Source organism: Hymenobacter negativus (assembly GCF_017571495.1).
Taxonomy (GTDB): Bacteria; Bacteroidota; Bacteroidia; order Cytophagales; family Hymenobacteraceae; genus Hymenobacter; species Hymenobacter negativus.
In genome coordinates this window covers 620,784-643,750 of record NZ_JAGETZ010000002.1, presented here as the reverse complement: position 1 = coordinate 643,750, position 22,967 = coordinate 620,784, and the positions used below count along the sequence as shown (strand labels likewise).

The window sequence follows — 22,967 nt, the reverse complement described above, 5'->3', positions numbered from 1 at the left end:
CTGGCCAGACTGAGCGGGGCGGCAACGGAACAAAGGTCACCGGTCGGACTGAGGGAATTTGTTAAGGAAAACCCAACAGTTGTTAATGAGATGTTAATGCCCCGAAGGCCGCGTGGAAGGCTGCCCGGCCGACGTACTTTCGGAACATGAAATCCTTGCCCATTCGCCTGGTAGTGCTGCTCGGGGTGGTGTCGATTATCGGCATTCTGGCCGTGCAGGGGTACTGGGTGCGCCGGGCCCTGGCCCACGAGGAGCGGCAGTTCGACCAGCGCTTGGCCATTGCGCTACGGGAAGTGGCTACGCGGCTGGCGGCTTTTCGCCGGGTGCCGCTGCCCGCCCAAAGCCCCGTCAGCCAGGTGGCGTCGAACTACTACGTGGTGAACGTGAACAGCGAAATCGACGCCAACCTGCTCGACTACTATCTGCGCCAGGAGTTTGGCCGCCTCAACCTGCACCTCGACTACGAGTACGCCATCTACGACTGCGGCACCGACCACATGGTGTACGGCCGCTACGTGAGCGCTGCCGCCGTGCCTACCCCAACCGTGCCCGTGCCCGCCACGCGCCTGCCCCGCTACAGCCGGTACACTTACTATTTTGGGCTGTACCTGCCGCACCGCGCGCCCTACTTTATGAGTCAGCTCAATGGGTGGGCCCTGACTTCGGGGCTGCTGCTGGTGGTGCTGGTGTTCTTCGGCTACGCGCTGTTTGTGATTTTGCGGCAGAAGCGGCTGGCGGAAGTGCAGCGCGATTTTATCAACGCGATGTCGCACGAGTTCAAGACGCCAATCACCACTATTGCCATCTCGGCCGAAGTGCTCACCGCGCCTGATATCGCCAGCCAGCCCCAACGCCTGCTCAACTACGCCAGCATCATCCGAGAAGAAAACCGCCGCCTCAGCCAGCAGGTCGACAAGGTATTGCAAATGGCCAAGAGCGAGCGCAGCGAGTTTCGCCTGCACCGCGAGGCGGTGGATTTGGCCGCCCTGCTGCCTGACGTTATTCGGCAGTTTGACGTGACCGGCAAGCACCCGGCGGGCGTTATTGAGCTGTCCGTGGTTGGTTGTCCATTGTCGGGGCGTTCTGAAAAAGCCGCTCACACCTCCCTGACAACGGACAACGAACCAAAGACAGCTAAGCTGGTCTGGGCCGACCCCGTCCACCTGGCCAATGTGCTGTTCAACTTGCTCGACAATGCCGTGAAATACACCATCGGGCCACCGGTGGTGCGTGTGGCCCTAGCCGCCAATGGCCCTCGCCTGTGCCTCACGGTGACGGATGAGGGCATTGGCATCGCACCGGCGCACCAGGGACGGGTATTCGACAAGTTTTTTCGGGTGCCCGCCGCCAATGACCTGCGGCCTGCCCAGGGCTTTGGGCTGGGACTGTATTACGTGCGCAACGTGGCCACGGCCCACGGCTGGCGCCTGGCCCTGCGCAGCCGTCCCGGCCTGGGCTGCACCTTCACCATCACCTTTCCGCCTGTGCCCGCTTATGCCGTCGCTGCCATTGCCCACGCCTGAGGCCGGCCCCGCCCGCATCCTCTACGCTGAGGACGACCCCAACCTGGGATTCGTGACCCGCGACAACCTGGAGCGGCGCGGTTACCACCTCACCCACTGCGCCGACGGGGCCGAGGCCCTGGCTACCTTCGAGCGGCAGCCCTTCGATTTGTGCTTGCTTGATGTAATGCTGCCCGGCTTGGATGGGTTGGCCCTGGCCCGCCGCATCCGGGCGTTGAGCCCGCGGGTACCCATCCTGTTTCTGAGCGCCCGGGCTCTAGGCGAAGACCGCATCACCGGCCTGCGCACCGGGGCCGACGACTACATCACCAAGCCCTTCAGCTTGGAAGAACTGGTGCTGCGCATGGAAGTATTCCTGAAACGCACCGCTGCCGCGGGCCCGGACACTGCGCCTGACTCCGTCCTCGGCAGCTACACCTTCGACCTTGCCAACCTGGTGCTGATGCACGCTGCCGGCCGCGTCCGCCTCACCCAGAAGGAAGGCCAGCTGCTAAATCTGTTTGTGCAGCGGCCTGGCCAGCTGCTCCGGCGCGAGGAAATTCTGCACCAGCTCTGGGGCGACGACGACTATTTCCTCGGCCGCAGCCTCGACGTGTTCATCTCCCGCCTGCGCAAGCACCTGCGCCACGATGCCCGGGTGCAGCTGCGCAACGTGAACCGCGTGGGCTTCGTGCTGGAAGTAGGCAGCGGGCAGTAGCGCCCAGCAGGCAATTTGGGTAAGCAATAATAGCTTGGGCTGTGTCCGACGGCTGTCCTGCACCCTCGGCTGCCCCAGTTCTCGTGCTACTTTCCCGCCTCTCCCAGCGCAGCTATCTCGGCGGCCAGCGCGGCCTGGCGGGCACGTAGCAGGTGCCAGCGGGTGGCAGTTTCGGGGGGCAGGGGGCGGGCCTGCCGCCCCAGCCAGCCCGTGAGCCAGGCGGCGCGGTCGGGGTCGGCGGAGGTAGCCTGGGGCGTGGGCAGCAACACGGGTAGGGCCTCGGCCCAGTGGCGGGCGGCGCGGGCCCGCTGCGTGAGAACAGCCAGCTCTTTTTCGATGCGCAAGGCTTGCTGCTGGCACACGCGGCGGCGTAAATCCAACTCGGCCACGTCGGGGGCAAGAGTGCCAGGCGGGAGCTCGAAGGCAGTGGGGGCCGAAGCCGAGTCGAGTGACTCAGCAGCGGGGGGTGGCAAGTGCCGGGCCAGGGGCTCCAGCGCCAGCGAAAGAGCACTGGTAAGACGTCGCCGGCCGGCTTCTATGTGCTTTACCAGCACCGGACTCACGCCCAGATACAGGGCCAGCGCACGTTGCTCAAGGCCGAAATACTGGCGAATGCGGGCGGGCAATGACGACCCAGCGAGCGGAGAAGGAGGCATATTCAGCAAAAAAGGTATGTACCCTTTACGGAACAACTATTTCACAAGGGTACAGGTCTGATTCGAATATTGTACCACCTTCCGTATTTTTATGATACAAGGGTACAGTATTCAAGGTTGTATTACTGTGATACCAGAGTGGCTTTGCTCTTCGCACTCAAGGTGAGTAGCTGGCAGCTTAGCCCAAAATAGCCAAGCGCAGGGCAGAATTCCCAATCAGCACGGAGGGGCTCTCACAGCGCGGCCTATTTGGCAGCAATACTACCGGCTTTTCAAATTCTCTAAATAGCTTCACTTGCTTGCTGAATTTGAAGCAGAACCATTCATTGTAAATTTCTCGCCGAGCGGCCCCGTATCTGCGGCTGAGCTCGCAAATAAAAGGCCCCGCTGGCAGCTGCCAGCGGGGCCTTTTATTTGCCTAAACCGTTACTCAAGCTACTCGCGCACGACGCGCTGGGTGAGCACGCCTTCGCTCGTCTGCACGCGGAAGGTGTAGACGCCCGATGCCAACGTACGCAGAGCCAGCGAGGCCGTACCGGCTGGCACCAGGCCCGTGTGAACCACCTGGCCCAACGAATTGAGCACCGTCAGCTGCGAGGCCTTGGCCTTCGCGCCGGTCAGTTCCAGTGTCAGCATGCCATCGGCGGTTGGGTTGGGGTACACCCGCAGGCTCACCCCATTCAGGGATGCCACGGCCGTAGCCGTCACCACTACTGCCGTAGAGGGCGCCGACGAGCAGCCGTTTGGCACTACCAGCACGACTGTGTAGGAAGCACTGGCCGGCACATTTGGCACCATTACGGAGAAATTGGTGCTGGCCGAGCCCACAGCCACGCCATTCACGAAGAACTGATACTGCACGCCCCCTACCGGGTTGGTGCTCAACTGCACCCCGCCGCCGGGCAGCGCCTGCGCCGTGAGTGTGGGCGTGCCTACTGCCGGGTTGATGGTGATGGTGGCCGTCGAACCCGTGCCGTTACACACGCCCGTCGTCGTCACGGCGTTGGTGATGGTGAACGTGCCGCTGGTAATCTGGGTGGCCAGGCTGATAACGCCCGTCAAGGGGTCAATCCGCAGGCCGGAGCCCGTGGTCGAGAACGTGCCCGAGGTGGCACCTGCTGCCAGCACCGGGGCGATGGTCATGTTCGAGCCCGCGCAGTACGTACCCGAAGGGTAGCTGAACGCGGCGTTCGGTGGGGTCACCACCGTGAGCGTCACCCGTCCCACCGAGGTGCAGGAAGCAGTCGGGCCCGTCGGGGTCAGGGTCAGGGTCACGGTGCCAGCGGTGATATCGGCAGCCGAAGGCGTGTAGGTGGCGTTGAGTGTAGAAGCGTTGGGTGAGAAGGTGCCCGTGCCGCTGCTGGTGTAGGTGGCACCCGTCGAAGTGCCGGCGATGGTGCCCGCCAGTTGGTAGGCCGTGTTGCCGCAAATAGTGGCTGCCGCTACCGGCAGCGAAGCCACTAGGCCGGGCGTCACGTTCACCTGAATGGGGGTACGAGCAGCCGTGTTCACGCACTCACCGCCAATCTGCCAGTTGTAGAAGAAATAGTAAGTGGTGGAAGTGCCGGAGATATAGCCGCCCGTAATACTCACGTTGCCAGTAGGTGACGTGTATGGAAAGGTTAAGCTGGTGCTTTCGCGGTGCAGCTCGGGGTGGGTCCCCACGGCCACTAGGCGGTAGCCCGTGCCTGCAGGCACGCTAAGGTTGAGGGGTAGTACTACGGGCACAGCTGCAGTGAGGCTGCCCGCGGGAATGGTGAGGGGCCCCACGGTGGAGATGGTGGTGCCGGCCGAATTCACCAGCGCCACGGTCAGGGTGCCGGCCGTGGTCGAGCTGGGGAATACGGTTACGCTTTGGATTTGCGTGGCAGCGGCTACGTTGAAGACCAGGCCCGCGTCCAGGGTATACCCCGCCGTGCCCAGGTTGGTGGTCACGGCCTTGCCCACGCTTTCGGTGCTGCCGGTGTAGGCCTCAGCATAGTAGGTCGTGTTTGCCGTAAGCGCGGACGTTACGAAGGGGTTGCCGGTGCCTACCGGTGTGCCACCGGTGGCCGCCGTGAAGTAACGTACCGAAACACCCGTCGGCACCGTGGCCGAGAGCGTAGCCGTACCACCGGCGCAGGTGCTTACCGGCGAGGGAGCACCCGAAATCACCGGGTTGTTCACCGTTATGGTGGCCACGTTGCTGTACACCGTGTTGGCGTTGCAGGTGGTCCGCACACGGTAGTACATGGTGCTGGTGAGCACAGGCGTGGTGTAGGCGGTCGAAGTAGCGCCCGTAATATCCGTGAAGGGCCCCGTAGCACTGGTTGCGCTCTGGTACTGAATGTTGCCGTTGGATGAGCCGGTTAGCGACAACGAAGCCGTACCGCTTACGCAGATGGCGAAGGCCGCAGGCGAGAGTACACCTGCAGCTGGTGCCACCGCCGTGCGGGTTGGCGCGGGCGTCAGCACGTTGTTGCTCGTGTTCAGGTCGCCCACGGCGGTGGCCGTGATGGCAAAGGAGTAGGCTCCCAGGGCCGTCATGCTCAGGGTACCAGGCAGGGTTATGTTTTGGGTGGCGCCGCTGGCCAGCGTGCCCGTGCTCACCGTGGTGGTGAAAGTCTGGGCTGCGCCAGTGGGCGGCGTCACCACCACCGTCACCATCGCGGCGTTGGTAGCAAAGTTCAGGGCCGCCGTGCCGCCATTGCGAAGCTGCACAATTATTGGCTCCGCACCGCTGAAGCAGGTTGTGGCAGTAGCCGGGCTGACAAGCGACACGGGCGCGACATCAACGGCCACGGGCGTAAACTCATACGCACCTAAGTCGGGCGTAGCGCCGCGGGTGGCGCCGGTAATGTCGTCGGTCACACGCGTGAGCGGGGTGCCGGCGTTATTGAGCAGCACGTTGGCCGGCGTGAGGTTGCCGTTGGCAGCATTCACGAACACCGGGTCGGCCGAGACACTATTCTGGTCGAAGGCGCTGCTGTTGGCTGCCTGCCAGTTGGCCAGTGTGGCATAGGCTGTGGTAAAATAGCCCACGTTGCCGGTGGGCACATAAATGTCATTGTAGTTGCTGCTCGGGGCGCTCGTCACGTAGTACAGGCCATACTTGGTGCCCGTACCGGTGCGCGTGATGCTCACCACGTTGTTTTTCACCTCCGAGTTGGTACCCGTGCTGTAGACGCCATACGTGGCCGAAGCTGTTGTGGCTGCCTGGTCGTCGGAGTTGATGGTGTTGTTGTAAATCCGGCTGTATGCGCCACCTGTGTTGTAGAACAGGTACTGCAATCCATTGCCGTTCATCTTATAAATCAAGTTGTTCACGTAATCGTTGGTAGCCGTAGCCGTGCCCACGGTACCGGTGCCGATGTACACGCCATAAATGGTGCTGGTCGAAGTCGGGTTGCCGGTGAAGGCATCGTGCAGACGGTTTTTCTCCACCGTCAGGCCCCGCGAGCTTTGCAGGTAAATACCATAGTAGGTGCTGGAATTGGTGCGCAGCGGACGGGCGATGTCGTTGCCTACAATCTGGGCACCATCCTGGTAGTACACGTACAGGCCGTAGGTGTAAAAGTCGCGGATGTTGTTGTTGCGCACAATGTTGCCCGCGTTCAGCGAAGTCGTGCTGTTGCCCGCCAGCGTAATGCCATAGTAGCCACCGCTCACGGCATTGCCCTCAATGGTCGTGTTGCTGGCCGAAGGATTGGCTGTGGCTGTGCTCGATGAGGTTGAACCGCTCACGGCAATACCAGTGAAGCTAGTTGATGTGCTGGTAATGTCCGCGTTTACAGTACAATTGGTAATCCGGTCGTTATCGGCCGCATTGGTCAGCAGCACGCCGTAGCCATAGGTACCGGCTGTGCCACCGCCCGTAGCATCAATCACCAAGTTGTTGATGGTGGTGTAATCGGTGCCGTTGAGCTGCACCACCGCACGCTGGTTGCTATTGGCCGAAGCAAACCGAATGGTACGCCCGCCTCCGTTGACAACCAGGGTATTGGTGGCGCTCACGCCGGCTACCTGGTTCAGCAGAAACTGCTCGGTGTAGGGGCCGCCGCTAACGGTAATGGTGGTGGGCCCGCTGATGCCGTCCAGGTTGAGGCGCGTGGCCGCATCCGTGAAGCTGGTGAAGTTGGTACCGGCCGTGGGCTGGGCGCTGTTGATGGTGTAGGCTCCGCTGATGGGGTTGGCCACCTGGGCCGTAGTCGTCACGTTGTCAATCACGCCGGGAGGCTGCGCGCCCAGCGAGCCATCGTTGCGCCAGGTGAACACCAGGCGCTGCGTAGTGCCCGCTACTGAAGCCGGCAGCTGGAAGGTGCTGCGGCCAAAGGTGGTTTGAAGGTTGAGGTTGCTGCCGATTTGCACGGCTCCGGCCGTACCGTTTACAAGCTGCGTACCAGCCGCGGGCGTTATCGTGGTGGGCACCAGGAATACTTGGATGTAGTCGTACGTGCTTTCGCCGCCAGCCAGCCAGTCAAAGCCCAGCTGCACAATGTTCTGTCCAGTTGGGAACGTCACATCGCGGTACATGTGCGTTACCGCCGCCGTGGTAAGGGTGTAGGCATTTGTGACGCCGGCATCGTTGCTGACGTAAGCGGCTTTGGTGCCCGTGGTGGTGGGGCCGTTGCCGCCGGGCGTACCAACAAACCACTGGTTGGCCTGCGTGCCGTTGACAATGGTAAAGCTGTTCGTGGCACCTTCAAATGTTTCGTTGAATACCGTGGTTTGGGCCTGAGCGCCCAGGCTGCCCAGCAGCAAGGCCCCAGCGCCAAACAGCCACGTCAGCCGCTTGGGGGAAGTGAGATGTCGCAACAGCATTCCGGGCTGTTCACGAAGTAAAGGTTTGAGCATAAAAGAAGCGTGAAGTGTAAGAGAGTATGTGAAGTGAGGTTAAAAAAGAGAACCAGAACGAGTAGCGGGTGGGCAAACAGATAAGAGTATCAAGCAACGAGCACTTGCTGAAGAGCTCTCAAAAGAGAGACAAATAATCCTTGGTTAATTGAGTGTGACTCATAACAATCCGAGAAAATTAAAACCCAAACATCCAGAAACCTAATAGTACCACCTCGTATTGCTGCCTTTTCATACTACTATATCATCCAACAAAAATCTATTTATCAATCACTTAATCGAGAATTATCGCAACCATAATCGCGGCATAATAGAGCAATGCACCTACCTACCGAACTCAGCAAAGTCAGCCATAACGGCAAGTTTATAACGTATTACCAGTTATTTACCTCACACAACAGCCCCACTAGTGAGTATGCCAGCGGAGCTCTTGTCGTTGGCCCGCGCAGGTCAGGCGCAACAGGTTGGAACCTACCACTCACGCACCAAGCATTGCGTAGAGGTACTCTTGGCGGCTTAGCCGCCAAAACTTAGCAGCCTAATTGCGAAAACTGTCGAAGCCACCGCTCAAAACGCTCTGTCGCGTGACTTTGCCTGCCCTTTTCAGCGCAAAGGGGAAGCAGGAATTTTCACCGCGGCCGTGCCGGGATGCACGGCCAGCAGCCACTCGCCCAGGCGGGCCTTCAGCTCGGCGGTGTTCAGGTTGCGGTGCACTTCGCCGTGGTGCACGAGGCTCATGGCACCGGTTTCTTCGCTTACCACCAGTATCACAGCATCGGTAATTTCGCTCAGGCCAATGGCGGCGCGGTGGCGCAGGCCGAGCGAGGCTGGCACATCGGGATTTTCGCTCACCGGCAAGATGCAGCGGGCGGCCTTGATGCGGCCGTTGGCGATAATCACGGCGCCGTCGTGCAGCGGGCTGGTTTTGTTGAAGATGGACAATAGCAGGCGCTTGCTGACTTCGGCATCAAGCCGGTCGCCGGATTCGGCGAAGGCCGATAGGTCGGAAGCCTGGGTGAAGCAGATGAGTGCACCGGTGTATTTGTTAGACAAGCTTTTGGCCGCTTCCACAAAAGGGCTGACCAACAGTGGGGCTGTCTCGGTGGGGCGACCCCAGGACCAGCCGCGCATGCGCTCCAGGGCGGTGGCCTTGCCCACATTCAGCAGAAACCGCCGGATTTCCTGCTGAAAGAGGATGATGCTGGCCAGCACCCCCACGCTCATAAACTGCCCCAGAATCTTGGTAAGCAGCTCCATGCCGGTGGCCTTCACCACGAGGTAGAGCAGGTAGAAAGAAATAAGCCCCAACGCCACATTCAGTGCCACCGAGCCGCGCAACAACTTGTATAGCTGATACAACAGCACCGTTACCAGCAACACATCGGCCGCGTCAATCCAGCCGAAATGCAGGAAATTGATGGGAAATGGGCCGGACATGGGCGGGTGGGATGGGATGGGCTTCGGGGAAGCGGCTGCCATCCTGAGCTGAGCGAAGGACCTCATCACCGCAGAACGAGTTGCAGCAATCCACAAATGGCACACCGGTGATGAGGTCCTTCGCTCAGCTCAGAAGGACAAACGTCTCCTCAAATTACGGCCTTTATTCGGCGTCTGGAAAGGTATTGGCAAATAATTGTATGGTTTGGGCCGCTTCGGCCACGTCGTGGGCGCGGAGCAGGCGGGCCCCACCCTGCAGCGCCACCATGTGCAGGGCCGTGGTGCCGTTGAGGGCCGCCTCGGGGCTCAGGCCGAGGGGGCCGTACACCATTTTCTTGCGCGAAAGAGCCGCCAGAATGGGCAGACCCAGCGCCTGTAGCTCGGGCAGGCGGCGTAGCAGCTCGTGGCTTTGGGCAGCGGTTTTGGCGAAGCCGAAGCCGGGGTCAAGCAGCACATCGGTGACGCCAGCCTGGCGGAGGGCGGACAGCCCATCACGGAAATAGCGCAGCAGTGTCAGCACGAGGTCGTCTTCGTAATGCGTGAGCTGGGTCATGGTTTGGGGGTTGCCACGCAGGTGCATCAGCACATAAGGCACGCGTAGGCGGCCCACGGTGGCAAACATTTCGGCATCGAGGGTACCGCCGCCCACGTCATTCACGAGGTCGGCGCCGGCGGCCACGGCTTCGGCGGCCACGCCGGCCCGGAAAGTGTCAACGGAGAGAAAGGCGGCCGGAAATGCGCGGCGCAGGGCTTCGACGGCGGGCAGCAGGCGGCGCGTTTCTTCTTCGGCCGAAATATCCTCGGCGCCCGGCCGGGTGCTATAGGCTCCGAGGTCGAGCAGGGCTGCGCCGGCCTTAAGCATGCCTTCAGCCCGCGTGAGCAAGTCCTGTTCCGAAGCCACGCGGCTGCCGGCAAAAAACGAGTCGGGCGTGAGGTTGAGGATGCCCATCACCTGGGGACGGCGCAGGTCGAGCAGGCGGCCGTGGGGGCTTCGGAGGGACTGAGTAGCCGAGTGACTAAGGGACTGGGTGGGAGCAAGCATGGCATTAATTGAGAAAGCTAAACGGCCTCAATATCCATCGGGCAGGGCGAACTTGCAGCCGCATAGGCGTTACGACGACCCTCACTCAGTCACTCCCTCATTCAATCACTCCTTGACCACCCCCGAACACTACGACCTGCTGCTGGCCCGCTGCCGCACCCTGTTTTTGGCCAAAACCCACGACTACGGCACGGCGTGGCGCATTCTGCGGCTGCCCTCGGTCACGGACCAGATTTTTATCAAGGCCAACCGCATCCGGACCATTCAGGAAACCGGCGTGCAGCTGGTGGCCGATGACGTGAACGAGGAGTTCGTGGCCATCGTCAACTACTGCCTCATTGCCCTGATGCAGCTGCACCTGCCTGCCAACACCCCCCTCGACATGACGCCCGACGCCGTAGCCGAAGCCTACGACCACGAGGCCGCCGAAAACCGCCGCCTGCTGCTGGCCAAAAACCACGACTATGGCGAAGCCTGGCGCCAGATGCGCGTGTCCAGCATCACCGACCTGATACTGATGAAGCTGCACCGCGTGAAGCAGCTGGAAGACATCGGCGGGGCCGCCCTGGTGAGTGAAAGCGTGGAAGGCAGCTACCGCGACATGCTGAACTACGCCGTATTTGCCCTGATTTTGCGCGGGGAGGTGTAACGGCAAGCGGTAGGGTGCGGTATCCGGGTGATTCCAAGCAGCCGCTGGATACACAGGCAACTGCCGGGCCCTGTCACTCATCTGATTTCCACTCTCCACTCGCCCTTTTTGCTGATGAAATCCTTCCTATTACTGCTTCTGCTGAGCATTGCCCTGGCAGCCCCGGCCCAAACCACCCGCGCCGACTCGTTGATAAACCGCGCCCAGCAAATCAGCAAGCAGAAGAACTACCCTGCTGCCATTGCTGCCTACCAGCAGGTGGTGCAAGAGCCCACGGCAAAGCCTCGCTACAAGGCCGTGAGCCTGTACAACATTGCCTGCTACTACAGCCTGCAACGCGATGTCCCCAACGGCTTGGCCAACCTGCGCAAAGCCATCGACGCGGGCTACATCGACAGCAAGCAGATTAGTACCGATTCGGACCTCGACGTGCTGCACGCCGACCAGCAGTGGCCCAAGCTGCTGGCCCGCGCCCGCCAAATGGAGGAGAAAAAGCTCATCCGCCGGCCCGAGGACGTGAAGCTGGTGACCACCGACATCGACCATTTCTGGACGGCCTACGCCGCCGCGCAACGCGACACCGCCCAGGCCAAAGCCATTTTCCGCCGTGAGTACTTTAATAAAGCCTCGGCGGGCCTGCAGGATTATTACGACCTCAAAATCAAGAGCGACGTGCTGTTTACCAAGCGGATTTTGCGGCGGCCGCAGTACTACAATTCCATCCGGCCCACCACCCTCACCATTGCCACCGAGAAGCCAAAGATTGTGGCCGCCTTCCGGCACTTTCAGGAACTGTACCCGGCCGTGCGCTTCCAGAACATCTACTTCGTAATTGGCAGTTGGGTATCGGGCGGCACCGTTTCGGACGCGGGCTTGCTCATCGGGGCCGACCAAACAGCCAACGGTCCCGGCGTAAACACCTCCGAGCTGAGCCTGGTGCAGCGCAACCGCTGCGCTCCCGTTTCGGAAATGCCCTCGCTGATGGTGCACGAGCTGGTGCACCGCAACCAGGGCCCGCAGGACGGCACCTTGCTCAGCTATGCTCTCTCCGAGGGCATGGCCGACTTCGTGGCCGAACTGGTGACCGGCCACATCACCAACGCCCGCCTACACCCCTACGGCAACGCCCACGAAAAGGAACTGTGGGCTGATTTTCAAAAGGAAATGCTCGGCACCAACCCCGACAACTGGATGGCCAACGGCAACCAGGAAACCCCCGAAAAGCCCTGCGACCTGGGCTACTACGTGGGCTACCGCATCGTGCAGGCCTATTACGCCAAGGCTTCGGATAAGAAGAAAGCGCTGGCCGACATCCTTAACATCCGCGACGCGAAAGCTTTTGTAGCGCAGAGCGGCTATGCTGACGCGCTGGCCCGGCGCTAAAGCAGGCAATGGCTGGGGAAAAGGCCGTCATGTCTCGGCTGCCCTCGGCATGGCCAGCCGATAATGGCAATAACAATTAAAGTCGCGCCAGTTAGGCGCCGGCCTAGCGCGATTTTTGCCCTACCGGCCCGACCTTTATCCAAACATTGCGCGTTGCCTGCGCGTTTGCCACCGGCTTACTTTGTTCTTATGTCCACTATCAGTTCCGCCCCTACTGTTGCTCCGGCTCCTCACATGTTGCGCACCATTACGCGGGTGTGCTGGTTTTTGCTCGGGGCGCTGTTCATTTTTTCTGGCCTGGTTAAGCTGAACGACCCTGTGGGCACGGCTTACAAGCTGGAGGAATACTTTGAGGTCTTCGCTGTTTCGGCGCCGCCGCTGGAAGGTTTCTTCCTGTGGTTCAAGAACATTTCGCGCACGCTTTCCATCTTCCTCAGCTCGCTCGAAGTCATTCTCGGGGTAGCGCTTCTGCTACGCTGGCACCTAAAAATCACGCTGTGGGTGCTGCTGGGCCTGCTCACGTTCTTCGCGTTTCTGACGTTTTATTCCGCCGCCTTCAACAAGGTGACGGACTGCGGCTGCTTCGGCGACTTTATTAAGCTCACGCCCTGGACCTCGTTTGCCAAGGACATGTTTTTGCTTGCACTGTGGCTTATGGTGTTTACGCACCAACGCTTTCTGCGTCACGCGTTTGTGCAGGGCACGTTCGGAATTATGGTCATGACATTTGCCTCGGCTATTGCCATCGGCATTGGGGTGCGGGCGCTGGGCCACCTGCCCTACTTCGACTTCCTGCCCTACAAAGTGGGCAACGACATTGGCAAGCTGATGAAGCCCGCCGAGCCCGCCCGCTACCGCTACACCATGACGCGCAACGGCGAAACCAAGGAGTTCGACGCCTACCCCACCGACACCACCTGGAAATACAAAGCGATGGAATCGCTGAATCCAAAAACGTCGACCCCAGTCGTCACCGATTTTGAGATTTCGGACGTCAACGGTGATTCTTACACTCAGGAATTGCTGAAAGGCAGCAAGTTGGTGCTCATCATTCAGAATACCAACAAAGCCGACCGTGACCGTTTCAAGGTCATCAACGCCCTCATGGAAGGCGCAGCCAAGTCGCGGCGCGGCATCACGGCCCTCACCATCACCAGCACCAGCGCGGCCAAGTTCGACTCCTTCCGCCACGATGTGAACCTGCCCGGCCCCTACTATTTCGCCGATGCCACGGTGCTTAAATCCATCATCCGCTCCAACCCTGGCCTGCTGGTGCTTCACAACGGCGTGGTGAAAGCCAAGTATCACTACCACGACATCCCAGCGCTGTGGGAAGTGGAGAAGGCCCTGAAAGAGTAGTTTTCTTTAATGATTAATCATTAAAAGCCGTTGTTTGCATTCATCCTCCGTCGCCTGGGGCAGGGCCTGCTGATACTCGCCGGAGTGGCTTGCACGGTATTTCTACTGTTCAACGTACTGCCCGGCGACCCGGCCGCCCTGCTCGCCGGCCAGCGCTCCGACTTGGCCACCAAAGCCGCCATCACCGCCGACCTTGGCCTCGACCAACCGCTGCCCGCCCGCCTGGCCGGCTACCTCAACGACGTGTCGCCGCTGGGCCTGCACCCGCGCGACTCGGCCGGCGTAGCCCGCTACGGTGGCGTGGCGCTGCTCCCGTTGGGCAATCGGTCGCTGGTTCTGAAGACGCCCTATCTGCGCCGTTCCTTTCAGAGCAACAAAGATGTGCTGCGCATTCTGCTCGATTATTTTCCTGGCACTATGTGGCTGGCGCTGGCGGCGATGCTCATTGCCAGTGTGGGCGGAGTGGCCTTTGGGGTAATGGCGGCGTTGCGGCCGCAGTCTTGGCTGGACAGGGTGCTGGTCAGTACTTCGGTACTGGGTATTTCGGTGCCGTCGTTCGTGGCGGCCATTCTCATTGCCGTCACGTTCGGCTTTTACTGGAGCCATTGGACAGGCCTCAGCCTCACCGGGCAGCTCTACGAAACGGACCCGTTCACGGGTGAGCGGCATCTGGTGCTGCGCAATTTGCTGCTGCCAGCAGTAGCGTTGGGCATCCGGCCGCTGGCCATCATCACGCAGCTTACCCGCTCCAGCATGCTCGATGTGCTGAGCCAGGACTACATCCGCACGGCCCGCGCCAAGGGCCTGAGCCGCTCGGCAACCGTGCTGCACCACGCCCTCCGCAACGCCCTGAACCCAGTGGTCACGGCGGTATCCGGCTGGCTGGCCTCGCTCATGGCCGGCGCATTTTTCATCGAATACATCTTCAACTGGAAAGGCTTGGGAACGGTGACGCTCCGCGCCGTGGAAAACCTCGATTTTCCGGTGGTGATGGGCTCCACGCTATTCGTAGCGGCACTGTTTGTACTGATAAATATTGTGGTCGATGTACTCTACGCCCTACTCGACCCGCGGGTGAAACTAGGGTAGCAGTCGGTGCTTGGCTCATTTTGTCATCCTGAGCTTGCGAAGGACCTATTCACGCCCGCTTCAGCGGAGATACTGCGAATTGTTCATCGGTGAGCAAGCCTTTGCGGTGCTCAGGATGACAACTCGCTCAGAATGACACCTGTTCAGGATGACAGAAAACCCAAAAAAACAAGCATTTCCCATCGATGACCTGTTCACGCGCGGTGGCTCCGGCCATTTGAGCTTGGTGGGCCTGCCCGGTGCGGGCAAAACCACGCTGGGTAGGCAGCTGGCTGCCCACTTCAACCGCCCGTTTCTGGACCTGGATATTGCCATTGAAGCCCGGACGGGGCGTAGCGTACGGGAGCTTTTTGCCGCCGAAGGCGAAGCTGAATTTCGAAGTCTCGAAGCCTCCGTGCTGCGTGAGGCCCTGAGCTACCCTGGCCCACCACTGGTGCTGGCTACGGGCGGCGGCACCCCGTGCTTCCACGATAACATGGCCCTGCTCAACCATGTCGGGCCCACGCTCTGGCTTGATGTGCCGTTAGAGCTGCTAGCTACCCGCTTCTCACCCGACGAAGTAGCCAAGCGCCCCCTGATGGCCGCCGCGGGCGGGGCCGAAGCCTGGCTGCGCGAAACCCTTGCAGCCCGAATGAAGTTTTATGCCCGGGCGCGGCTGCGCTGCTCGTTGGCGTGCACGCTGCCGGCAGTGGTGGCCCAGCTGGCCGGCATCGGATTTGCGTTGCCGGGCACATTGCCCACTGTATTGTAATTTTGTTCCTTCATTAGTTCGTTGTCCGTTAGCCCTATGCAGTCCGTATCCACCGAAGAACCAGCCGTTTCTGCTACTCCTACTGTTGCTCCGGCGGCCGTGCGGCCCAAGCACAAAGGGTCGGCCCAGCTTTTCCAGAACCCGGTATTGGAGCGTTTGACGCACACGCACATTGCCCTGCCGGTCAGCATTTTCATCGCCACGGCCAGCATTAGCCTGTACTACGGCCTCACCCGCGGCTTCATGACGGGTGTGTCGGCGCTGGGGCTGTTTCTGGGTGGGCTGCTGCTGTTTACGCTGGTAGAGTACCTGGTGCACCGCTACGTGTACCACATTCCGGCCACCACGCCGGCCCGCGCCAAGTTTCAGTACACCATGCACGGCGTGCACCACGAGTACCCGAAGGATAAAACCCGGCTGGCGATGCCGCCCATCTTGACGGTGTTCGTGGCCTCCTTGCTGTTTTTCATTTTCCGGTTCAGCTTTGGCTCCTATGCATTTGGGCTGCTGTCGGGCTTCACGTTTGGCTACGCCATGTACCTGTTCGTACACTACGCCATTCATGCTTATTCGCCGCCCAAAAACTTCCTGAAAGTGTGGTGGACGCACCACGCCCAGCACCATTATCGGCAGGAAGCCGTAGCTTTTGGCGTGAGCAGCACCCTTTGGGACCACATCATCGGCACTATGCCGGACAGCAAGAAGCATGAGTAGGCTGCTTTGCTGACTTTCAACAAAAAAGGCGGCTCCGATTATCGGTGCCGCCTTTTTTGTTGGGTAGCTGACCTTGAATTAAGGGCGCGGGCCACGCATTTTGTTTACAATGAAAAACAGCAGGGCAACCACAACAAACACGGCAACGATGCCCGTGACGGCCCCGGCTTTGAAGATGCCGGCAATGGCATCACAGCCCGTAAGCGTGGTGGCTAAAGCGAAAAGAAAAACGAAAAGGCTGAGGCGGGAGGCGTTCATGGCAATGGAAGAGAAGGGGGTGAGGAGTTGCCGCGGCCTGAAATACCATCGGATAAGCACTGATACTTGGGCAATGCAAAAAAGGTTGAGCCACATGCTGCCATACCACCGACCCAAAACCAACTGGCTGTGACGATTCCGGCGGGTATGCAGAACGGACGCCGCGCTTAGTGATTAATGATAAATGCGTAGTGACTAATGCCCGGTATTTACCGCTCGGCATCAATCACTACGCATTTATCATTAACCACTAAACACTAAAAATCTACCAACTGCCACTAGCGCCGCCGCCGCCACTGCTACCACCACCAAAGCCGCCGAAGCCGCCCCCACCGCCTCCACCACCAAAGCCGCCGCCGCCCCCACCGAAGCCACCACCAAAGATGATGGGTGGGATGAAGCCGCCACCGAACCCCCGATTGCCACGGCCACCGCCACCCCGATTACGCAGCATGGCGAAGATGATAATCAATACGATAATGATTACCCAGAAGGGAATGCCGGAGCCGCTGCGGTCGCGCCCTTGCGGCCGACCTACATCGGAAGGGTCGCCCTTGTATTCACCCTTGGCAAGGGAGATGAGCTGGTCGGTGGCGCGGTCGAGGCCAGCGTAATATTGGTTTTGACGGAAGGCCGGCACCAGCGTATTGCTGATGATGCGCTTGGCAATAGCATCGGGCACGGCCCCTTCCAGGCCGTAGCCTGTCTGAATGCGGGCGGTATGCTCCTGCTGAGCCACCAGTACCAGAATGCCGTTGTTCTTGCCTTTCTGGCCAATGCCCCACTTCTCGTAGAGCTGCTGGGCATAGTCAGCAATGTCGTCGCCATCCAGCGTGGGTACGGTGACCACGGCAATTTGCGACGAGGTGCTGTCGTTGTACGCCACGAGTTTCCGCTCCAGCTGGTCGGCCTCGCCGGCCTGCATCATACCCGCCAGGTCGTTGACAAGGCGTGGAGGATTGGGGCGTGACGGGATGTTCTGGGCGGCGCTGCCCAGGGCCGAGAGCAACCCCAGCAATAGCAGCAGCAACGGCCACCACAACCGCCCCGGGCGGCTACCCGAAGCAGCCAATTCGCGGAGCGGCGCTAGTATCCTGGCATCGGCCACGGAATTTTTCATGCTTTGGAAGACGGCGCAGGGCCGCCGAAAGAAATGGAATCGTCCAGCTCGTTCTGGTCACTGGCCGCGTTGTAAGGGAAATAGCGCTTCAGCTGCTCGCCTACCATCTTAATGCCCCGCTCCAGGCCCAGTACATAGTTTTCGTGCCGAAACTGTTCGAGCACGACCTCCTTGGTGGTTTCCCAGAAGTCATCGGGCACAACGGAGTTAATGGCCGAATCGCCCACGACGGCAAACTGCCGGCTTTTCCAGGCCAGGTAAAACAGCACACCGTTGCGGGCGGCCGTCTTGTGCATGTTCAGCTCGGCAAACACCTGGGCGGCGCGGTCCAGCGGTTCGGGTGTGGAGCAGGTGTCCTCGAGGTGCACCCGGATTTCGCCGGAAGTCGTGATTTCGGCCTGCTTTATGGCAGCCACCAAGGCCGCATCCTGAGCGGGAGTGAGGGGGGAATTCATTTTTTAATAAAGCATGAGGAATGAAGCAGAAGGAATGTACAGGTGAGGCCTTCGCGTCAATTCTTCATTCCTCCTGCTTCATTCCTCATTTAATTAAAATTGAACGGTTGGCGCCTTGCTCGCGGCAGCATCAGCTTCGAAGTAAGGCTTTTCGGCGAAGCCATACATCTTGGCGAACAGGTTGTTCGGGAATGACTTCACCGTGCTGTTGTAGTCGTTGGTAATGGCATTGAACTTGTTCCGCTCCACGTTAATGCGGTTTTCGGTGCCTTCAATCTGCGCCTGCAGCTCCTGGAAGTTGGCGTTGGTTTTCAGCTCAGGATAATTTTCTGATACGGCCAGCAGGCGCCCCAGTCCCGACGAGAGCTGGCTTTGGGCAGCCTGGAACTTCTCGATGTTTTCGGGAGTGAGCTGGTCGGCATTGAGCTGAACACTGGTGGCCTTGGCGCGGGCTTCCATCACGCTGGTCAGGGTGGCTTGCTCCTGCTTAGCGGCACCTTTCACGGTGTTTACCAGGTTGGGAATCAGGTCGGCCCGTCGCTGATAAGCGCTTTGCACGTTGGCCCACTGGCCTTTCACGGCCTGCTCTTTCTGCGTCATGCTATTGAAGCCGCAGGAAGATTGAGTGAGCAACAGGGCCAGGCCCACGAAATAAAGGAGAAAGCGTTTCATAATGGGTTGTGAAGGGTGTTGGTGAAAGGTATTCGGGTATTATGGGTGCGGCGGCAAAACCTGTAGCCGCTGCCCCGGTTTGGTACCGGGCTTGGCGCAAAGTACGCAGCTTAGCCCTACTGGTTGTAGCTTGCTGCTTAGCTGCGCGTAGCGGCTGCCTTATCGTCCTCGCATCCCATCCATTACAATGAAAGCCGTTATTCCTGTTGCTGGCATTGGCTCGCGCCTGCGTCCTCACACCCATACCCAGCCCAAAAGCCTGGTGCCGGTGGCCGGTAATACCATTCTGGGCCACATTATTGACCGCCTCACGGCCGCTGGCCTCACCGAGTTTGTGTTCATTGTGGGCTACCTGGGCGATAAAATCGTGCGCTACGTGCGCCGTACCTACCCCGAGCTCAACGTCACCTTCGTGGTGCAGGAGCCGCGCGAGGGCCTGGGCCACGCGCTGTGGCTGGCCCGCGAGGAGTTCCGCCACGACCCCGACGGGGTGCTCATCCTCCTCGGCGATACCATCGTGGACGTGGACCTGCGCTCCCTCATGGCCACGCCCGGCTCGGTGCTGGCCGTGAAGGAGGTGAAGACGCCCAGCATGTTTGGGCTGGTAGAAACCGGGGCCGGGGGCCGCGTGAGCAAGGTGGTGGAGAAGCCCAAAATTCCGAAATCGAATTTCGCCATGGTCGGCCTTTACAAGCTGGCTTACCCCGAAAAGCTGGCGGAGGCCCTAGAATGGCTGCGCGATAACGAAGTGCGCACCCACGGCGAATACCAGCTCACCGATGCGCTGATGCACCTCATCGAGGAAGGCGAGGTGATGACGACCTGCCCGGTGGACAACTGGTTCGACTGCGGCCGCAAGGAAACTCTGCTCGAAGCCAATGCCCGCCTGCTCAACCAGCCCGAGTTTCTGGACGAGCACGACTACTCTGAATTTCCCGGCACGGTCATCATCCCCCCGGTCAGCATCGGGCGCGGCTGCCAGATTTCGCACTCCATCATTGGTCCTAACGTGGCCATTGGCGACAAAACCATTGTCAGCAAATGCATTCTGAGCGACTCCATCATCGGCTCATATTCCGAGTTGAGTTCGGCCGTAATGCACGACTGCATCGTGGGTTCAGATGCCTCCTTCCGGGGCATGAACCATTCGCTCAACATCGGCGATAATACCGAAATCGACTACAGCTAGCCAACCTATCAACCCGGAAAGCAACGCTGACCTGAGAACCCAAATCAAAAAGCCCCGACTGCTCACGCAGGCGGGGCTTTTTACTACTGTCAACCAAGCAGAGCGAACAGCCGGCTCCAATGCGGAGCCGGCTTAGGAAAGCTAGTTGATAACTACGCGCTTGGCGAGTGCAGCATCGCCGGCCCGGAGGCGCAGCGTGTATACGCCGGTCGCCAGGTCAGTGGTGGTCATCGTGAAGCGCGTGCCGGCGGCGGGCAAGGCTACCGATTGCTTACGCACCACCTGGCCCAGGGCATTGAGTAGCTCAGCCTGTACACTCGTGGCATTAGCCACGGTGGGTACCAGCACCGTAAAGCTCTCGTGAGCCGGGTTAGGATATACACTCACTCCAGCAGCCATGAGGGCTGTGGCGGTAGACAAGGGACCATAGGCAACGGCCACGTTGTCGAGGCCAATGTCAGAGCTGCCGTTGTCGCCGGTGGCGCGGAAGCGGATGATGCTCGTGGCCGTGGCCCCGGCCAAAGGCACGGTGTAGGTCGTCCAGTTGGCGGCCAGCACCTGCGTGAACAGGGGCGTGCTGAAGGTCGTCCCGCCGTCGGTGCTGAGCAGCACCTCGATTTTGTCCGAGCCGGAGGTGTTGATGTAGTCGAAGCTGAGCGTGGGCGTGCCCGTGCCGCCGCTCACGTTGGCGTAGAGGTCGAACAAGGCGAACTCGGTCACGGGCGACACGTTGCCCGAGTGGTAGCGGGCCGAAAACGAGGACGTGGCACCACCGGCGTTGCTGCCCGCCGGCGTGTAGCCGTAGTTGCTCGAGCCGCCGGTCCAGTTGCCAGCCACCCCGTCGTCGTAGCGGCGGAAGGAGGCGTCAGCGTCGGTGGCCCCAGGCGTCAGCTTCCAGTTCAGGCTCGGCACATCGCGCAATGCACAGTTCGTCACCCAGGTATTTTCAAACGTTTGGGTGTAGGGCACCGTGGCGTAGGTCGGCGTCACGCACGAGAAGGCGGTGGTGAAGGTCACAGGTAAAGTAGCCGTCGAGCTACCGCTACCGCCAGAGCAGTTGGTGGTCAGCGTCACGGTGTAGGTGGTGCCGGGCGTCAGACCGGTCAGGGTGACGGGTGAGGCCGTGGCGGCGGCCTGCGTAGTTGCCGGCACGGTGGTCACGGTATAGCTGGTCACGCCGCTGGCTGAGGGAGTAAATGTCAGTTGAACTGTGGTTGGGGTAATGGTAGCGGCGGGCACCGCCACGGCCGTGGGAGGCGAGCAGGCAACGTAGCCGATGGCTACGTTGTCGAGGCCAATGTCGGAGCTGCCGTTGTCGCCGGTGGCCCGGAAGCGGATGATGCTCGTGGCCGTGGCCCCGGCCAGCGGCACGGTGTAGGTCGTCCAGGTAGCCGATACAACCCGCGTAAAGAGCGGCGTGGCGCTGAACGTCGTGCCGCCGTCGGTGCTGAGCAGCACCTCGATTTTATCCGAGCCGTCCACGTTGATGTAATCGAAGCTGAGCGTGGGCGTGCCCGTGCCGCCGCTCACGTTGGCGTAGAGGTCGAACAGAGCGAATTCGGTCACGGGCGACACGTTGCCCGAGTGGTAACGGGCCGAAAACGAAGACGTCGCCCCCCCGGCATTGCTGCCCGCCGGCGTGTAGCCGTAGCTGCTCGAGCCACCGGTCCAGTTACCAGCCACCCCGTCGTCGTAGCGGCGGAAGGAAGCATCGGCGTCGGTAGCCCCGGGCGTCAGCTTCCAGTTCAGGCTCGGCACATCGCGCAATGCACAGTTCGTCACCCAGGTATTTTCAAATGTTTGAGTGTAAGGCACCGTGGCGTAGGTCGGTGTCACGCACAAGAATGCCGTGGTAAAGGTGGTAGTGGTAGCGGCCACTACGCCTCCGGCGGCGCAGTTGCTCACCACGCTCACGGTGTAGGGAGTGCCGGGCGTGAGGCCCGTGAGCACCAGCGGCGCGGCAGCGGTGGCATTGGAAACGGTATAGGTGCTGGTGGCGGGCGTCGTCGTTACGGTATAGTCTGTCACTCCTGGGCCGTAATTGGTAAAGGACAAGCTGGCCGAAGTAGCGGTGATGGCGCTAATGGCCAGTGCCGTGGGAGGCGCACAAGCTACTCCCGTCACAAACCGGGTTTCGGTGGGCACCGAGGTACCGGCCGCGTAGTTGGCCACAATGCTCACTGCGTAAGGAGAAGTAGCGGTAAGACCGGTGATGGTGAAGGGCGAAGCCGTGACCGTGAAGGGGCTGCCGGTTACGGCAGGCGTTACGGTAGCGGTATAGGAAGTAGGTGCAACAGCTGGTGCCACGAAGGCAATGGTCGCCGAAGTGCCCGTTATAGCCGTAGCCGTGGGCCGGATGGCCGGCAGCTGCGTCGTGGTGGAAGGTGTGTAGCTGAACGTGAGGCCCGAAGCCGGAACCAGCGTGCTGCTAACGGCTACCGTCGAGGTGCTGGTAAGTGTGGCTCCGGTATTGGTCCGGTCCCAGCCCACGGCGCTTGCGCGGTTGTTGAAATCAGTGGCGACTGCGCCGCGCAGGCCCACCTGCGGGTTGGTACCCGTACTCAGCCCGGTGAAGCTGCCGTACACAATGCGAATAACGTTGCTGGTTTCGGCCAAGCGAATCTGGTAGTTCTCCACGCCGACTACACCGCCGTAGGCGCCCCAGTTGGCATACTGCACCACAAACTCCCGGTTTGGAGCCGTGCCCTCAGTGGCCGTGCTGATGGCCGCCCCGGTATTGCTACGTCCGCCTCCATCGAGGCCAAACGCGGAAATGGCACCAGCGTAGCCGGTGGTTGATGAAATGGGGGTGTAGCCAGTGTTACTGGGCGCAGTAGCACCAAACGTCACGTAGCCATTGGAGGTGATGCGCAGGCTGGTGTAATCTGTGCCCGCATAGTTGAATGTGAAAGGCAGCGTGGTGGCTGGGTACACCACGTCGTCGTCGCTGGCAGTGCTGATGACCGTGCCGGTAACGGGCGTGTAGGTACCCGTGGTTTGCGTGAAGCCGTAGGCATCGGCGCGGCCTTGGGCGTGGCCCAGCACTGGCAGCAGCCAGCTCAGCAGCACCGCCAGCGCGCCAGCCCAACTCCTACTAAAAGAGAAGCTGGGCGTGAAACGTAAATTAGTTGTCATGCTTA

General features: G+C 60.5%; 18 protein-coding genes. 9 read left to right on the top strand and 9 right to left on the bottom strand.

Going from position 1 to position 22,967, the window contains the following annotated elements:
• Positions 1–146: 146 nt before the first annotated feature.
• The gene (locus tag J4E00_RS06855; protein WP_208174370.1) at positions 147–1,523 is read left to right on the top strand and encodes a sensor histidine kinase; all 1,377 of its coding nucleotides are present in this window, start codon (positions 147–149) and stop codon (positions 1,521–1,523) included.
• Positions 1,495–2,220 carry a response regulator transcription factor gene (locus J4E00_RS06850; protein WP_208174369.1) on the top strand — a complete coding sequence of 242 codons (726 nt, stop codon included), beginning with the start codon at positions 1,495–1,497 and terminating at the stop codon, positions 2,218–2,220. The genes J4E00_RS06855 and J4E00_RS06850 overlap by 29 nt, the downstream gene beginning before the upstream one ends.
• Positions 2,221–2,306: 86 nt before the next feature.
• Here the strand turns inward: J4E00_RS06850 and J4E00_RS06845 are convergent, their stop codons facing one another.
• The 4 genes from J4E00_RS06845 to folP all read right to left on the bottom strand — a co-directional run bounded on the left by J4E00_RS06845 (position 2,307) and on the right by folP (position 10,188).
• A complete protein-coding gene (locus J4E00_RS06845; protein WP_208174368.1) occupies positions 2,307–2,876 on the bottom strand; it encodes a hypothetical protein in 570 nt (189 codons plus the stop codon).
• A gap of 435 nt (positions 2,877–3,311) precedes the next feature.
• The gene (locus J4E00_RS06840) at positions 3,312–7,709 is read right to left on the bottom strand and encodes a beta strand repeat-containing protein (protein WP_208174367.1); all 4,398 of its coding nucleotides are present in this window, start codon (positions 7,707–7,709) and stop codon (positions 3,312–3,314) included.
• A gap of 603 nt (positions 7,710–8,312) precedes the next feature.
• A complete protein-coding gene (cdaA, locus tag J4E00_RS06835; RefSeq protein ID WP_208174366.1) occupies positions 8,313–9,146 on the bottom strand; it encodes a diadenylate cyclase CdaA in 834 nt (277 codons plus the stop codon).
• 163 nt (positions 9,147–9,309) lie between these two features.
• Positions 9,310–10,188 carry a dihydropteroate synthase gene (gene folP / locus J4E00_RS06830; RefSeq protein WP_208174365.1) on the bottom strand — a complete coding sequence of 293 codons (879 nt, stop codon included), beginning with the start codon at positions 10,186–10,188 and terminating at the stop codon, positions 9,310–9,312.
• 112 nt (positions 10,189–10,300) lie between these two features.
• On the opposite strand from folP, the gene J4E00_RS06825 reads away from it, so the two are divergent.
• The 6 genes from J4E00_RS06825 (at position 10,301) to J4E00_RS06800 (ending at position 16,133) form a co-directional block, all read left to right on the top strand.
• Positions 10,301–10,837 (top strand): DUF1599 domain-containing protein, encoded by a 537-nt coding sequence (locus J4E00_RS06825; protein WP_236049537.1) that lies wholly within the window; start codon positions 10,301–10,303, stop codon positions 10,835–10,837.
• Positions 10,838–10,951: 114 nt separating this feature from the next.
• Positions 10,952–12,220: a TPR end-of-group domain-containing protein gene (locus tag J4E00_RS06820; protein WP_208174363.1), complete on the top strand. Its 1,269-nt coding sequence runs from the start codon at positions 10,952–10,954 to the stop codon at positions 12,218–12,220.
• Between the two features lie 189 nt (positions 12,221–12,409).
• On the top strand, positions 12,410–13,579 hold the full coding sequence (locus J4E00_RS06815; protein ID WP_236049535.1) for a BT_3928 family protein: 1,170 nt from the start codon (positions 12,410–12,412) through the stop codon (positions 13,577–13,579).
• Positions 13,580–13,609: 30 nt separating this feature from the next.
• The gene (locus tag J4E00_RS06810; protein WP_208174362.1) at positions 13,610–14,668 is read left to right on the top strand and encodes an ABC transporter permease; all 1,059 of its coding nucleotides are present in this window, start codon (positions 13,610–13,612) and stop codon (positions 14,666–14,668) included.
• A 148-nt stretch (positions 14,669–14,816) separates the two neighbouring features.
• Complete coding sequence (locus J4E00_RS06805) at positions 14,817–15,419, top strand: shikimate kinase (protein WP_208174361.1); 603 nt, start codon at positions 14,817–14,819, stop codon at positions 15,417–15,419.
• A 36-nt stretch (positions 15,420–15,455) separates the two neighbouring features.
• On the top strand, positions 15,456–16,133 hold the full coding sequence (locus J4E00_RS06800; protein WP_208174360.1) for a sterol desaturase family protein: 678 nt from the start codon (positions 15,456–15,458) through the stop codon (positions 16,131–16,133).
• Positions 16,134–16,211: 78 nt separating this feature from the next.
• Here J4E00_RS06800 and J4E00_RS06795 read toward each other — a convergent pair whose 3' ends face one another.
• The 4 genes from J4E00_RS06795 to J4E00_RS06780 all read right to left on the bottom strand — a co-directional run bounded on the left by J4E00_RS06795 (position 16,212) and on the right by J4E00_RS06780 (position 18,638).
• A complete protein-coding gene (locus J4E00_RS06795; RefSeq protein ID WP_208174359.1) occupies positions 16,212–16,391 on the bottom strand; it encodes a hypothetical protein in 180 nt (59 codons plus the stop codon).
• A 265-nt stretch (positions 16,392–16,656) separates the two neighbouring features.
• On the bottom strand, positions 16,657–17,511 hold the full coding sequence (locus J4E00_RS06790; protein ID WP_208174358.1) for a TPM domain-containing protein: 855 nt from the start codon (positions 17,509–17,511) through the stop codon (positions 16,657–16,659).
• Positions 17,508–17,966: a TPM domain-containing protein gene (locus tag J4E00_RS06785; protein ID WP_208174357.1), complete on the bottom strand. Its 459-nt coding sequence runs from the start codon at positions 17,964–17,966 to the stop codon at positions 17,508–17,510. Before J4E00_RS06785 ends, J4E00_RS06790 begins: the two co-directional genes overlap by 4 nt.
• Positions 17,967–18,059: 93 nt before the next feature.
• Positions 18,060–18,638: a LemA family protein gene (locus tag J4E00_RS06780; protein WP_208174356.1), complete on the bottom strand. Its 579-nt coding sequence runs from the start codon at positions 18,636–18,638 to the stop codon at positions 18,060–18,062.
• A gap of 187 nt (positions 18,639–18,825) precedes the next feature.
• On the opposite strand from J4E00_RS06780, the gene J4E00_RS06775 reads away from it, so the two are divergent.
• A complete protein-coding gene (locus J4E00_RS06775; RefSeq protein WP_208174355.1) occupies positions 18,826–19,827 on the top strand; it encodes a sugar phosphate nucleotidyltransferase in 1,002 nt (333 codons plus the stop codon).
• 141 nt (positions 19,828–19,968) lie between these two features.
• On the opposite strand, the gene J4E00_RS06770 is transcribed toward J4E00_RS06775, so the two are convergent.
• Positions 19,969–22,962, bottom strand: coding sequence for a fibronectin type III domain-containing protein (locus J4E00_RS06770; RefSeq protein ID WP_208174354.1), 2,994 nt, complete (start codon positions 22,960–22,962; stop codon positions 19,969–19,971).
• Positions 22,963–22,967 lie beyond the last annotated feature (5 nt).